This window comes from Acidovorax sp. GW821-FHT10E04 (assembly GCF_059415185.1).
In genome coordinates this window covers 111,365-124,173 of the sequence record NZ_JBWKMT010000010.1, presented here as the reverse complement: position 1 = coordinate 124,173, position 12,809 = coordinate 111,365, and the positions used below count along the sequence as shown (strand labels likewise).

General features: G+C 67.8%; 13 protein-coding genes. 7 read left to right on the top strand and 6 right to left on the bottom strand.

The genetic code is table 11. From position 1 onward, the window contains the following. Positions 1-39 precede the first annotated feature (39 nt). Complete coding sequence (locus AC07OC_RS25430; protein WP_218293235.1) at positions 40-1,116, bottom strand: branched-chain amino acid ABC transporter permease; 1,077 nt, start codon at positions 1,114-1,116, stop codon at positions 40-42. 4 nt (positions 1,117-1,120) lie between these two features. Then, positions 1,121-1,996, bottom strand: a complete 876-nt coding sequence (locus AC07OC_RS25425) for a branched-chain amino acid ABC transporter permease (RefSeq protein WP_218293236.1) — start codon at positions 1,994-1,996, stop codon at positions 1,121-1,123. 217 nt (positions 1,997-2,213) lie between these two features. On the opposite strand from AC07OC_RS25425, the gene AC07OC_RS25420 reads away from it, so the two are divergent. The 4 genes from AC07OC_RS25420 (at position 2,214) to AC07OC_RS25405 (ending at position 5,626) form a co-directional block, all read left to right on the top strand. Then, a complete protein-coding gene (locus tag AC07OC_RS25420) occupies positions 2,214-3,011 on the top strand; it encodes a crotonase/enoyl-CoA hydratase family protein (protein WP_218340475.1) in 798 nt (265 codons plus the stop codon). A gap of 108 nt (positions 3,012-3,119) precedes the next feature. Continuing rightward, positions 3,120-3,605: a thioesterase family protein gene (locus AC07OC_RS25415; protein WP_218293238.1), complete on the top strand. Its 486-nt coding sequence runs from the start codon at positions 3,120-3,122 to the stop codon at positions 3,603-3,605. 270 nt (positions 3,606-3,875) lie between these two features. Further along, a complete protein-coding gene (locus AC07OC_RS25410) occupies positions 3,876-4,451 on the top strand; it encodes a bactofilin family protein (protein WP_218340474.1) in 576 nt (191 codons plus the stop codon). 203 nt (positions 4,452-4,654) lie between these two features. Continuing rightward, complete coding sequence (locus AC07OC_RS25405; protein WP_218340473.1) at positions 4,655-5,626, top strand: amidohydrolase family protein; 972 nt, start codon at positions 4,655-4,657, stop codon at positions 5,624-5,626. Positions 5,627-5,694: 68 nt separating this feature from the next. Here the strand turns inward: AC07OC_RS25405 and AC07OC_RS25400 are convergent, their stop codons facing one another. Further along, on the bottom strand, positions 5,695-6,120 hold the full coding sequence (locus tag AC07OC_RS25400) for an acyl-CoA thioesterase (RefSeq protein WP_218293241.1): 426 nt from the start codon (positions 6,118-6,120) through the stop codon (positions 5,695-5,697). 128 nt (positions 6,121-6,248) lie between these two features. Between AC07OC_RS25400 and AC07OC_RS25395 the strand changes: the two genes are divergently transcribed. The 3 genes from AC07OC_RS25395 to AC07OC_RS25385 all read left to right on the top strand — a co-directional run bounded on the left by AC07OC_RS25395 (position 6,249) and on the right by AC07OC_RS25385 (position 9,601). Continuing rightward, entirely contained in the window at positions 6,249-8,111 is a 1,863-nt protein-coding gene (locus AC07OC_RS25395; RefSeq protein ID WP_218340472.1) for an ABCB family ABC transporter ATP-binding protein/permease, read from the top strand. Between the two features lie 148 nt (positions 8,112-8,259). Further along, complete coding sequence (locus AC07OC_RS25390) at positions 8,260-9,192, top strand: 2-hydroxyacid dehydrogenase (protein WP_494602516.1); 933 nt, start codon at positions 8,260-8,262, stop codon at positions 9,190-9,192. Between the two features lie 76 nt (positions 9,193-9,268). Continuing rightward, on the top strand, positions 9,269-9,601 hold the full coding sequence (locus AC07OC_RS25385) for a nucleotide pyrophosphohydrolase (RefSeq protein ID WP_218340470.1): 333 nt from the start codon (positions 9,269-9,271) through the stop codon (positions 9,599-9,601). A gap of 141 nt (positions 9,602-9,742) precedes the next feature. On the opposite strand, the gene AC07OC_RS25380 is transcribed toward AC07OC_RS25385, so the two are convergent. The 3 genes from AC07OC_RS25380 to AC07OC_RS25370 are packed head-to-tail and all read right to left on the bottom strand — an operon-like array spanning position 9,743 to position 12,680. Beyond that, on the bottom strand, positions 9,743-10,780 hold the full coding sequence (locus AC07OC_RS25380) for a DctP family TRAP transporter solute-binding subunit (protein ID WP_218340469.1): 1,038 nt from the start codon (positions 10,778-10,780) through the stop codon (positions 9,743-9,745). A 41-nt stretch (positions 10,781-10,821) separates the two neighbouring features. Further along, positions 10,822-12,120, bottom strand: a complete 1,299-nt coding sequence (locus AC07OC_RS25375) for a TRAP transporter large permease (protein ID WP_218293246.1) — start codon at positions 12,118-12,120, stop codon at positions 10,822-10,824. Then, the gene (locus AC07OC_RS25370; protein WP_218340468.1) at positions 12,117-12,680 is read right to left on the bottom strand and encodes a TRAP transporter small permease; all 564 of its coding nucleotides are present in this window, start codon (positions 12,678-12,680) and stop codon (positions 12,117-12,119) included. Before AC07OC_RS25370 ends, AC07OC_RS25375 begins: the two co-directional genes overlap by 4 nt. Between the last annotated feature and the right edge of the window lie 129 nt (positions 12,681-12,809).

The window sequence follows — 12,809 nt, the reverse complement described above, 5'->3', positions numbered from 1 at the left end:
CGAGAGAGGGGGAAGGCGCGAAGCGACTCAGGGGGTGCTTCATCTCAGCCTGTCCGACTTCTGGAAGGACTTCTGCCGCTTGAACAGGCCCTTGCGGTAGAACGGGAACATCTGCAGCCAGGTGCGCACCTTGAGCCAGCGGCCGTACAGCCCCATGGGCTCGAACAGCACGAAGGCGATCAGGACCGCGCCATAGACCACCGCCTGCAGGCCCGGCGCCTGGCCCACGGCGGCGGGCAGCCAGTCCTTGCTCAGCGAGATCAGCTGGGGCATCGAGATCAGGAAGATCGCGCCCAGGAACGCGCCGTGCACCGAGCCCAGGCCGCCGATCACGATCATCAGCAGCAGGTCGATGGACTGCAGGATGTTGAACTGGTCCGGCGAGATGAACTGCAGCTTGTGCGCATACAGCGCGCCGCCGATGCCGGCCAGGGCCGCCGAGATCGAGAATGACAGCGTCTTGTAGCGCGCGAGGTGGATGCCCATGCTCTGCGCCGAGATCTCCGAATCACGGATCGCCACGAAGGCCCGGCCCGTGGGCGAGCGCAGCAGGTTCAGGATGGCCAGGGTGCTGACCACGGCGATCACGAGGCACAGGAAGTAGAAGGACTCCGTGGATTCGAACTTGAAGCCCCAGATCTCGGGCGGCACCAGGTGCTTGCCGGAGTTGCCCCCGGTGACCGACTCCCACCGCGCGAACACCTCCTCGACGATGAAGCCGAACGACAGCGTGGCCATGCCCAGATAGATGCCCTTCACGCGCAGCGCGGGCAGCCCCACCACCACGCCCACGGCGGCCGACAGCCCCGCCGCGCAGGCCAGCGACAGCGCGAACGGCCAGCCCATGCCCGTGAGCACCGCCTGGGTGTACGCCCCCACGCCGAGGAAGGCCGCATGTCCGAGCGAGAACAACCCCGTGAACCCGGCCAGCAGCATGAGCCCCAGGCCCACGATGGCGTAGATCAGCACAAAGGTGAGCTGGGCCAGCCAATACTCTGGCGCCACCCAGGGTGCTGCGACCAGCCCTACGGCCAGCAGGCTGTACCAGAAGACATGCCCGCCATGTTTGGCGAGGCGCAGGTCTTGTTCGTAGCTGGTCTTGAAGATGAATCTCATGGGGTCACACCTTCTTGCGCAGCTTTTCGCCGAACAGCCCATTCGGTTTGACCATCAACATGATCAGCACCACGATGTACGCCGCCGTGTCCTTGAAGCCGTCGGGCAGATAAAAACCCGAGAGCGATTCGACGATGCCGATCACCAGCCCGCCCACGATGGCGCCCGGCAGGCTGCCAAAGCCGCCCACTACGGCGGCGGGAAACGCCTTCAGCCCGATCAGTCCCATGTTGGCGTGCACGAAGGTGATGGGCGCCAGCAGCAGCCCCGCCACGGCGGCCACGGCGGCGGCCAGGCCCCAGGCCAGGCCGTTGAGCCGCTGCACGGGGATGCCCATGTAGTACGCGGCCAGCTGGTTCTGCGACGAGGCCTGCATCGCGATGCCCAGCTTGCTGTAGCGGAACATCGCGAACAGCAGCACGCACAGCGCGGCCGTGGCGCCGATCACCACCAGCTGCTCGGCGTTGAGCACCAGCGCGCCCAGGCGGAACGACAGGTCCTTGTAGGGCACGGGCAGCGTGTGCGTGTCGGTGCCGATGTTGGGAATCATGGTGACCAGCCCGCGCAGCACGTAGCCGATGCCGATGGTGAGCATGACGATGGAGAACGCGGGCTGGCCGAGGATGGGGCGGATCACCGCGCGTTCGAGCACCACGCCGAAAAGGCCCATGGCCAGGATGCTGGCGAGCACCGCCACCCAGAAGGGAAAGCCCAGCACCGTCATGAGCGCCAGGCCGCAGAACGCGCCCAGCATCATCAGCTCGCCCTGGGCGAAGCTCACGGTCTCCGTGGCCTTGTAGATGAGCACGAAGCCCAGCGCTATCAGGCCGTAGATGCACCCCTGGGAGATACCGCTGATCAACAGTTGCAAGAATTGCACCCTGGCGCTCCAGAATATTTTTACAAAGCGATTGCTTTGCATAAATAATGGTGCCTGTGCCGGACGCATCCCGCACTCGGGGCTAACCCTGATCGGTCCCGGCGCATATTGACGCAGTGCGCGGCGGGGCGCAATAAGGGTTGCGTCCGATAGGCGCACCCCGGGGCGCCCTCCGGCAGGGCCGGGGAAGGCGCGCAACACCCTCTGAGAGAACGCCATGTCCGTACAGATAGAGACCGAGGACCGTGTCACGCTGGTGACACTGCACCGCCCCGACGTGCGCAATGCCGTGGACGCGGCGACCGCGCGAGCGCTCCACGCCGCGTTCCTGGCGTTCGAGCAGGACGGCGCGGCCGACGTGGCGGTGTTCCATGGCGCTGGCGGGCATTTCTGCGCGGGCTGGGACCTGCAGTCGGGGGCGCGGCTGCAGGCGCAGGGCGTGGCGCCCGAGGCGCTGGCCGGATCGCTCGATTTCACGGCCGACACCCCGTTGCCGCTGGGGCCGATGGGCCCCAGCCGGTTGCACCTCACCAAGCCGGTGATCGCCGCGGTCAGCGGCGCGGCCGTGGCCGGTGGCATGGAGCTGGCGCTGTGGTGCGACCTGCGCGTGATGGAGGAGGACGCGTACTTCGGTGTCTTTTGCCGCCGCTTCGGCGTGCCGCTGATCGATGGCGGAACCGTGCGCCTGCCCCGCCTGGTGGGCCTGTCGCACGCGCTGGACCTCATCCTCACCGGCCGCAAGGTCGGGTCGGCGGAGGCCTTGCGCATGGGGCTGTGCAACCGCGTGGTGCCCCCGGGGCAGGCGCTGCAGGCGTCGCTCGCGCTGGCGCGGGAGATCGCAGCATTCCCGCAGGCCACGCTGCGCGCCGACCGGGCCAGCGCGCTCGCGGCCGAAGGGCTGCCGCTGCAGGAGGCCCTGCTGCGCGAGTGGGCGGGGGGCCGGGCGTGCCTGGCCGACGCCCTGCGGGGAGCGGCGCGGTTCGCCGACGGGCAGGGACGCCATGGTGATTTTTGAGTGAAAATGGCCGCCAGCGCTTATCGTGAAAGCGCGGTGCGCTATATAAAATATAGCAAATGACGTTCGTGGGCCCGAGCTGCCCGCGCGCACTCCCCCAGGAAACCCATGAGCAAATCCACCACACCGCCCCCGCAAGCCTTCGAGCCCGACTTCATTGCCGGGCTCAAGGCCATCTTTGAAGAGAAGATCGTGTTCAACCAGGTGCTGGGCCTCAAGATCACCTCCCTCAAGCCCGATGGCGTGGTGGGCCGCATCGACATGAAGCCGGACCTGGTGGGCCACTATGCGTACAACCGCATCCACGGCGGCGTGATCAGCGCGGGGCTGGACGCCATGGGCGGGCTGGCCGTGATGGCGGCCATCGGCGCCAAGCACATGGACGAGGCGCCCGAGCAGCGCCTGCACCGCTTTGCCAAGCTGGGCACCATTGACCTGCGCATCGACTACCTGCGCCCCGGCATCGGCAGCCACTTCGAGCTGCGCGCCAACGTGCTGCGGCTGGGCTCGCGCGTGGCCAGCACGCGCATGGAATTCCTCGGCCCGGACGGGGAGATCATGTCGGCGGGGGCCGCGGCGTACATCGTGTCGTAGCGCCCTGAGCGGCTAGGCCGCTGTGCGGCGCGGGCGGGGACGGCGCCTTCGCTGCGGGGCGGCTTCACCGCCAACGCGCTGCGCGCGCACCCCTCTTCGGACACGGGGGCGAGGTCACGGCCGCTGCCGCGCCCCCATCGCGTGGATGTGTGATCCCGCAAGCCTTGCAAGCGCATGCTACGGACGAACCGTTTGGTTACCGTTCTTGCGTAACGAAGGCATCTTTCACAGGGCCCCAAACCTACGATGACTTCTTTTCAAGGAGATCTGATGGCCGTGCAAAACCCCTTCTTTGGCAAGCGTGAACCTGAGTCGTTCCAACCCCGCCATGGCACCACCACTTCATCGTCCTCATCTGCCGCCTCCAGCCTGAGCGGCACGGCGGCCAGCAGCGCGGCCACGGCGCAGTCCGTGGCCGGCACCGCCGCCAACCGGTCTTCCAGCGACTCCTCGGGCAGCAAGCTCACGGTGGGGCCCAACATCAAGCTCAAGGGCGTGGAGATCACCGATTGCGATACGCTCGTGGTCGAAGGCACGGTCGAGGCCACCATGGATTCGCGCGTCATCCAGATCTCTGAAAACGGCGCCTTCCGCGGCTCGGCCGAGATCGACATCGCCGAAATCCATGGCGAGTTCAACGGCACGCTCACCGTGCGCCAGAAGCTCGTGATCTACAGCACCGGCAAGGTCAACGGCAAGATCCGCTACGGCAAGCTGGTGGTGGAAGAGGGCGGGCAGCTCGCGGGCGAGATCGAGGCGGGCTTTGCCAGCGGCGCGTCGTCGTCCGGCGCGCAGCGCACGGCGTCTGCACCGCTGCGGGCCGAGCCCACGGCGATGGCGGCCTGATCCGCATCGCGGCACACAGATAACCAGGGCATTCAGGCACCCGCGGCAGCTCGGCCTGGCTGGAGCCGTCACGGGTGCCTTGTGCCGTCCTGCGTGCCGGTGGCGGCGCGGCGCGGGTGCGGAGAAGGCGGCATGGAAATGGCTTTGTAGAATTTCCACGTCGTCCTGCACTCCGGGCGCGCTTTCTTCGCGCCATCGCCACCATGACACGAGTTCTATTTGCCACGTGCCTTGCCCTGGCTGCGCTCAACGCCTGGCCGCAGGCCGAGCCGTCCGAGCCCGTGCGGCGCGCCACGCGGCAGCCGGTGCAGCGCGATGCCGCGCCCGGCCCCGCGCAGGCACCCGCACCGGCCGGCGCACTCACGCCCTTCGTGGATGCCCATGTGCACCTCAACAGCCTGCCGATGCAGCTGGAGCTCATGGCGCGCTGGGGGGCCAGCCACGCGGTGGTGTTCTGGGGCGGGCGCAGCAGCAATGAGTCCGTGGCCGAGGCCGCGCGCCAGCACCCCGACGTGCTGATTCCGTTCGCCTCGATATCGCCCGAACGCACGGCGTACCGGCCGCACTGGGAGCACAACGGCGTCGAGCTGCTCACACAGCTCGACGCCATGCTGGCGACCGGCCTCTACAAGGGCATCGGCGAGATCTCGGTGGCGCACTTTCCCTCGGCCGGCTTCGCGGAGACGGACTTCGGCGTGGCCGGCCCGATGATGGCGGGCATCCTGGAGCTGGCCCGCAAGCACAAGGTGCCGGTGATGGTGCATGTCGAAAGCACGCGCATGGCGGAGCTTTCACAGCTCTTGCAGCGGTTCCCGGATGTGCCCGTGATCTGGGCGCACGGGGGCTATACGCCGCTGTTCCTGGCGCGGCGCATGCTGGAGCGGCATCCCAACCTCTACTACGAACTGAGTGCGCGCACCTGGCCGCACCATCCCCGCTCGCCGGACTACACCATCCTGCGCGATGGCACGCGCGTCTGGCCCGAGTGGCTGGCGCTCATCGAGGAGCAGCCCGGGCGCTTTCTGGTGGGAACGGATGCGAGCCACCGCTCGGCCGCGAGCGACGACATGAAGTACGCGAGCGTGCAGGGCTTCCTGGCCCAGCTGTCGCCTGGCGCGCGCCAGCAGGTGGCGCGGGGCACGCTGATGCGGCTGGTGGGGCTCGGGCAGCCCTAGGCCGCATGCCGGTCCGGGCCTTCCCGGAAAGCCTGCGCAAAGGCCGGGCCATGCGGGCCGTTTCTCCCCTACGACGGATTCGGCGCCAGCTTGGGCACGGGGCGCGGGCGTCCCTGCTCGTCGATGGCCACGTAGGTGAGCCGCGCCTCCGTCACCTTCACGTACCGGCCCTGCTCGGCAAAACGCTCGGCATACACCTCCACCTCCACGGTGACCGAGGTGTTGCCCACGCGCGTGATGGACGAGAAGAACGACAGGATGTCGCCCACGCGCACGGGCTGCTTGAAGATGAACTCGTTCACTGCCACGGTGGCCATGCGGCCCTGCATGTAGCGCGCGGGCAGCACCGAGCCGGCGAGGTCGACCTGTGCCATCACCCAGCCCCCGAAGATGTCGCCGTTGCCATTGGTGTCGGCGGGCATGGGGATCACCTTGAGCACCAGTTCCTTGTCGGAGGGCAATGCGGCGGGGGGCGGGCTGAAAACGGCAGACATGGGCACAATCTCGGTTGGGGCTGAGCCAATCCTTGGGGAACCAGGGGTTTCATCACAGGCTCGCGCCCTGCAAAAAACCACCTGGGCATCAGCCGGGTCGGTAAAAACAACAACTGGAATTGTCCCCCATGCGCCACCACGGCGAAACCGCCCCTTCCGCCACCGCCACCATTGCACCGCCTGCGCAGTCCGACTGGAGCACCCTGAACCGCCTGCTGCCCTACCTGTGGCAGTACAAGTGGCGCGTGATCGCCGCCATCGTGTTCATGGTGGGTGCCAAGGTGGCCAACGTGGGCGTGCCCCTTCTGCTCAAGACGCTGGTCGATGCGATGAGCTTCAAGCCCGGAGACCCGGCGGCGCTGCTGGTGGTGCCCGTGGGGCTGCTGGTGGCCTACGGCGCGCTGCGGCTGTCCACGTCGCTGTTCACCGAGCTGCGCGAACTGGTGTTCGCCAAGGCCACGCAGGGGGCGGCGCGCTCCATCGCGCTGCAGACCTTCGAGCACCTGCATGCCCTGAGCCTGCGCTTTCACCTGGAGCGGCAAACCGGCGGCATGACGCGCGACATCGAACGCGGCGTGCGCGGCATCGAGTCGCTGATCTCCTTCACGCTGTTCAACGTGGTGGCCACGCTGGTCGAGGTGGTGCTGGTGCTGTCCGTGCTGGCCGTGAAGTTCGACGCCTGGTTTGCCTGGATCACGCTGGCGGCGCTGGCGTTCTACATCGTCTTCACGGTGCTGGTGACCGAGTGGCGCACCCAGTTCCGGCGCGAGGCCAACGAGTTCGATTCGGCCGCGCACACCAAGGCCGTGGATTCGCTGCTCAACTACGAGACGGTCAAGTACTTCAACAACGAAGGCTTCGAGGCCCGCCGCTACGACGAAAGCCTGGAGCGCCTGCGCCGCGCGCGGCTCAAGAGCCAGACGACGCTGTCCCTGCTCAACACGGGGCAGCAGCTCATCATCGCCGCCGGGCTGGTGGCCATGCTCTGGCGCGCCACGCAGGGCGTGGTCGATGGCCGCATGACACTGGGCGACCTCGTCATGGTCAATGCCTTCATGATCCAGCTGTACATCCCGCTCAACTTCCTGGGCGTGATCTACCGCGAGATCAAGCAGAGCCTGACCGACCTGGACAAGATGTTCACGCTGATGGACAAGGAGCGCGAGGTGGCCGACCGCCCCGGCGCATTGCCCCTGGCCGGGCTGGACCAGCCCGTCGTGCGCTTCGAGGACGTGCATTTCGCCTACGAGGTGCGCAAGGGCGGCGACCTTGGCAGTGGCCGCCCCATCCTGCAGGGCATCAGCTTCGAGATCCCCGCGGGCAAGACGGTGGCGGTGGTCGGGCCCTCGGGCTCGGGCAAGTCCACGCTGGCGCGGCTGCTGTTCCGCTTCTACGACATCCAGCAGGGCCGCATCACCATCGCCGGGCAGGAAATCCGCGCCGTGACGCAGGCCAGCGTGCGCCAGGCGATCGGCATCGTGCCGCAGGACACGGTGCTGTTCAACGACACGGTGGCCTACAACATCGCCTACGGCCGCCCCGGCGCCAGCCAGGCCGAGGTGGAAGCGGCCGCGCGCTCCGCCCGCATCCACGACTTCATCGCCAGCACCCCCAAGGGCTACGGCACCATGGTGGGCGAGCGCGGGCTCAAGCTCTCGGGCGGCGAGAAGCAGCGCGTGGCCATTGCGCGCACCCTGCTCAAGAACCCGCCCATCCTGATCTTCGACGAGGCGACCTCGGCGCTGGACTCGGCCAACGAGCGCGCGATCCAGGCCGAGCTGCAGAACGTCTCGCAGAACAAGACCACCCTGGTGATCGCCCACCGCCTCTCCACGGTGGTGGAAGCGCACGAGATCCTGGTCATGGACGCGGGACGCATCATCGAGCGCGGCACGCATGCCCAGCTGCTGGCCCTGGGAGGCCGCTACGCGGGCATGTGGTCCTTGCAACAGGAAAGCCCCCCCGAGTCGCCTGCGGCGCTTTCCCCCTGAGGGGCGGCACCCCTGCCACGGGGGCGGCCCTTGACGGGTGCCTCTCGCGCGGGCCGCGCCGGTTTTTGTACGCTCTGCGCGCAAGGAGACGATGCACGCCGCACGGCTCTTGTTCTCGCAGTTTTTTCCATTGACATTGCATTGACCCATGAAGCCTGTCCTGCTTGCCCTCATGTTCCTGTCCGAAGAGCACATCACCCAGATGGCTCAGACCTTCGAGGTGGTCTACGCCCCCGACGCGCCCCAGGCCGCGGCTGCCATTGCGCAGCATGGCGGGCGCGTGCGCGTGGTGCTCACCATCGGTGCCGTGGGCCTGAGCCCCGCGCAGATCGACGCATTGCCCGCGCTCACCCTCATCTGCGTGCTGGGCGCAGGCTATGAGAACGTGGCCGTTGCGCACGCCAAGGCGCGCGGCATCGTGGTGGCCACGGGCGCGGGCACCAACGACGACTGCGTGGCCGACCACACCTGGGGCCTGCTGATCGCGGCGCAGCGCCGCATCCTGGCGCTGGACAAGGCCACGCGTGCGGGCATCTGGCGCACGGCGCTGCCGCTGCCGCCCAACGTGTCGCACAAGCGCCTGGGCATCATCGGGCTGGGCACCATTGGCAAGAAGATCGCGCAGCGCGCGCTGGGCTTCGAGATCGAGGTGGGCTACCACAACCGCAGCGCGCGCACCGATGTGCCCTATCGCTACTTCGCAGACGTGGCGGCGCTGGCCGGATGGGCGGACTTCCTCGTGGTCGCCACGCCGGGTGGTGCAGGTACCAGGCACCTCGTCAATGCCGCTGTGCTGGATGCCCTGGGCTCGCGCGGCGTGGTGGTCAACATCGCGCGCGGCAGCGCGATCGACACGGCCGCCCTGGCCGCCGCGCTGCGCGAAGGCCGCATCGCGGCGGCGGGCCTCGATGTGTACGAAAGCGAGCCCGCGCCCCCGGCCGAGCTGCTGGACCTGGACAACGTGGTGCTCACGCCCCACGTGGCGGGCTGGTCGCCCGAGGCGGTGCAGGCCTCGGTGGACCGGTTCATGGAAAACGCCCGGCGCCACCTGGCGGGCGAGGCGCCCGTCACGGTGGTGTGACAGAAGGTTCAATAGTGATATCGGCTGCTGGCGCTTGCTGGACAAGCGCTGGCAGCTATTCCATCAGGAGCGACTCATGTCCGTCGATTTGAATGCGCTGCAGGCCCGGCTGCGTGTGTTTGCGGCCGAACGGCAGTGGCAGCCGTTCCACACCCCCAAGAACCTGGCCATGGCGCTGATGGTGGAGGCGGCCGAGCTGGCCGAGATCTTCCAGTGGATGACGCCCGAGCAGTCGCGGTCGGTGCGCGACGACCCGGCGCTCAAGGAGCCCATCGCCGATGAAGTGGCCGATGTGCTGCTGTACCTGCTGCAGCTGGCCGACCATGCGGGCGTGGACCTGGCCGAAGCGGTGGAGCACAAGCTGCGCAAGAACGCCGTCAAGCACCCCGCACCAGAAAACCTGGAGTGAACGGGGGCGCGTGCACCGGTGTTGCATGCCGGGTGCTCTCCATTTGGCGGTGACGGGACGCCCATGAAAAAGCCCCGCCAGGGCGGGGCTTTTTCATGCTGCACGCACCGGCTTACTTCCGTGCGCCGGTGATGTCATTGCTCACTTCTTGCGCGCGGCGATCGCCTTCTCGGCCGAGCCCACCAGGTCGGCGCCGATCTGGCCCTTCCACTTTTCGTACACGGGGCGCGTGGCCTTCACGAAGGCATCGCGCTCGGCGGTGGAGAGCTGCGTGACGGTCACGCCATTGGCGGCGATGTCCTTGAGCAGGGGCTTGTCGGCCTCGACCATGCCCTTGCGGGCAATGGCGATCTCCTCCTTGCCGGCATCGATGGCGGCCTGCTTGACGATCTCGCGGTCGGCGGGTGTCCAGGACGCCCAGATGTCCTTGTTGACCACGAAGATCAGCGGGTCGTTCACGTAGCCCCACATCGTCACGTGCTTTTGCGCCACGGTGTGCAGCTTGGCGGCCATGTACACGGCAATCGGGTTCTCCTGGCCGTCCACGGCGCCGCTGGCAAACGCGGGCTGTGCATCGGCCCAGCTCATCTGGGTGGGGTTGGCGCCCAGCGCGGTGAAGGTGTCCAGGAACAGGGGCGAGCCCACCACGCGGATCTTCAGGCCCTTCAGGTCCTCGGGGGTCTTGATCGCCTTCTTGGAATTGGAGATCTCGCGGTAGCCGTTCTCGCCCCAGGCCAGGGGCATCACGCCCGCCTTGTCCAGGGTCTGGAAGATCTGCTTGCCCACGTCGCCCTGCGTCACCGCGTCCACCGCCGCGTAGTCGGGGAACAGGAAGGGCAGCGAGAACAGGTTGAGTTGCTTGACCTGGGGCGACCAGTTGATGGTGGAGCCCACGGCCATGTCGATCACGCCCTGGCGCAGCGCGCTGAACTCGCGCGTCTGGTCGCCCTGGATCAGCGAGACGCCGGGGTACAGCTTGATGTTGATGCGGCCGCTGGTGCGCTCGCGGACCTTGTTGGCCCAGAGTTCGCCGCCCTTGCCCCAGGGGAAGGCGGTGCCCAGCACCAGCGACATGCGGTACTCGCTCTTGTAGGCCGTCTGGGCAATGGCGGCGGGGGCGGTGAAGGCGAGGGCGGCCGCAGTGGCGACGGCGGAAGTGAGGAAAGTGCGCAGTTTCATTGTTTCAGTCTCCTTGTAGAAATCAGGGGTCAATGTGTGAATCAATAACCGAGTTTGGCGGGCAGCCACAGGGCCAGTTGCGGGAAGGCGATCACGAGCACCATCACCAGGAACATGGCGAACAGCATCCAGCCCACCCAGCGCACGGTGGATTCCATGCGCACGCCGGCGATGCGGCACGAGACCATGAGGTTCACGGCCAGCGGCGGTGTGAACTGGCCCAGGGCCACCTTCAGGGTCAGGATCACGCCGAACCAGACAGGGTCCCATTTGTAGAACTGCATGATGGGCAGCAGCAGCGGCACGAAGATCAGGAAGATCGAGATGCCGTCGAGGAACATGCCCACGGTGATGAGCAGCACGATGAGCAGCGCCAGCACGCCGTATTCGCCCAGGCCGGAGTTCACGATGGCGTTGGCCACCGGGTCGATCACGCCCAGCGTGGACAGCGAATACGCAAAGATGCCCGCGAGCGACACCACGATGAGGATCACGGCCGACAGCTCGCCCGATTCGCGCAGGATGGGGAACAGGTCGCGCACCTTGATCGTGCGGTGGATCACCATGCCCACGAACAGGCCGTAGAACACCGCCACCACGGCGGCCTCGGTGGGCGTGAACCAGCCGGCGCGCATGCCGCCCAGGATCAGCACCGGCGCGGCCAGGCCCCAGGTGGCCTCGCGCAGGCTCTTCCAGAACGGGGGGCGGGGCATCGTGGCTTCCAGCGCGCCCATCTTGTGCTTGCGGGCCATCCACACGGCCGGCACGATGAGTGCGATACCGGCCAGGATGCCGGGGATCATGCCGGCTGCGAACAGCGCCGGCACCGAGGCGCCGGGCACCAGCACCGAGTAGATGATGAAGGCGACGGAGGGCGGGATCAGGATGTCGGTGGCGGCGGCTGCCCCCACCACGCTGGCCGAGAACGAAGGCGGGTAACCCGCGCGCGACATGGCCGCGATCATCACGCCCCCCACGGCGGCGGCGTTGGCCGGGCCCGAGCCCGAGATGCCCCCGAGAAACATGGCCACCGCAATGGCCACCAGCGGCAGCATGCCCGGGCCGCGCCCGACGATGGCCACGGCGAAGTTCACGAGGCGCAGCGCGACGCCCGAGCGGTCGAAGATGGATCCGACCAGCACGAACATCGGGATGGCCAGCAGCGGGTATTTGCCCAGGCCCGCGTAGAAGTTCTGCGGCACGGCCAGCAGGCCGAACCACTGGCTGTCGGCATTGGCCAGCGCGATGGCGGCGGCGCCCGCCAGCCCCAGCGCGGCGCCGATGGGCACGCCCACGAACATCAGGCCCAGGAAGGCCACGAACAGGAGCGTGGCGATCATGGCCGGGCGTCCTCGGCGGATTCATCGGTGGCCCCGGGCGCCGCGCGCGTGCGCCGCACCAGCAGGCCGACGGCCCGCGCCGCGATCAGCGTGGACAGCACGGGCAGCCAGATCGAATACCACCACTGCGGCACGCCGATGCCGGGCGAGGTCTCGCCGAAGCGGTAGTCGTCCCACACCACGCGCACGCTCAGCACCGCGATCAGCCCGAACAGCAGGGCCACGGTGATGGCTCCCAGCTGCGCCAGGCGCCTGCTGCGCAGGGCAGAGCCGCCTTCGGCGAAATACTCGATGCGGATGTGCTGGTCGCGCGCCACGGCGGCGGAGCCCGCCACCAGGGCCAGCACGATCATCAGGAACACGGAGATTTCCTCCGTCCAGGCGAAGGAGGAGTTGGTGAAATAGCGCACCAGGACATTGGCGAACGTGATGAGCGCGAGCGCCGCCATCACGAGGACGGTGAGCCAGTCTTCAAGGCGCAGCGAGCGGGGCTCGGCGTCGGGGCTGGCAGCGCCGGGCGATGCATCGGCCGCGGGCCCGGGGGGGGAAGAGGAGGACATGGGAGCAGGGGTGGAGGGGAACAAACATATGCGAATGCCGGCAGCCCTGCCCGGCGGTGTTGTGCACCGGGGGCTGGGGCGAATCCCGCCCCGAGCGCAAAAAAAGCGCGGTAAGCGCTGCTTTCTATT

Bases quoted from the DNA above. Each gene is read 5' to 3' on its own strand.
- AC07OC_RS25410 (WP_218340474.1), top strand. From the start codon at position 3,876: ATGGCCGTGCAAAACCCCTTCTTTGGCAAGCGTGAACCTGAGTCGTTC.
- AC07OC_RS25405 (WP_218340473.1), top strand. From the start codon at position 4,655: ATGACACGAGTTCTATTTGCCACGTGCCTTGCCCTGGCTGCGCTCAAC.
- AC07OC_RS25395 (WP_218340472.1), top strand. From the start codon at position 6,249: ATGCGCCACCACGGCGAAACCGCCCCTTCCGCCACCGCCACCATTGCA.
- AC07OC_RS25420 (WP_218340475.1), top strand. From the start codon at position 2,214: ATGTCCGTACAGATAGAGACCGAGGACCGTGTCACGCTGGTGACACTG.
- AC07OC_RS25415 (WP_218293238.1), top strand. From the start codon at position 3,120: ATGAGCAAATCCACCACACCGCCCCCGCAAGCCTTCGAGCCCGACTTC.
- AC07OC_RS25430 (WP_218293235.1), bottom strand. From the start codon at position 1,116: ATGAGATTCATCTTCAAGACCAGCTACGAACAAGACCTGCGCCTCGCC.
- AC07OC_RS25380 (WP_218340469.1), bottom strand. From the start codon at position 10,780: ATGAAACTGCGCACTTTCCTCACTTCCGCCGTCGCCACTGCGGCCGCC.
- AC07OC_RS25400 (WP_218293241.1), bottom strand. From the start codon at position 6,120: ATGTCTGCCGTTTTCAGCCCGCCCCCCGCCGCATTGCCCTCCGACAAG.
- AC07OC_RS25390 (WP_494602516.1), top strand. From the start codon at position 8,260: ATGAAGCCTGTCCTGCTTGCCCTCATGTTCCTGTCCGAAGAGCACATC.
- AC07OC_RS25385 (WP_218340470.1), top strand. From the start codon at position 9,269: ATGTCCGTCGATTTGAATGCGCTGCAGGCCCGGCTGCGTGTGTTTGCG.
- AC07OC_RS25370 (WP_218340468.1), bottom strand. From the start codon at position 12,680: ATGTCCTCCTCTTCCCCCCCCGGGCCCGCGGCCGATGCATCGCCCGGC.
- AC07OC_RS25375 (WP_218293246.1), bottom strand. From the start codon at position 12,120: ATGATCGCCACGCTCCTGTTCGTGGCCTTCCTGGGCCTGATGTTCGTG.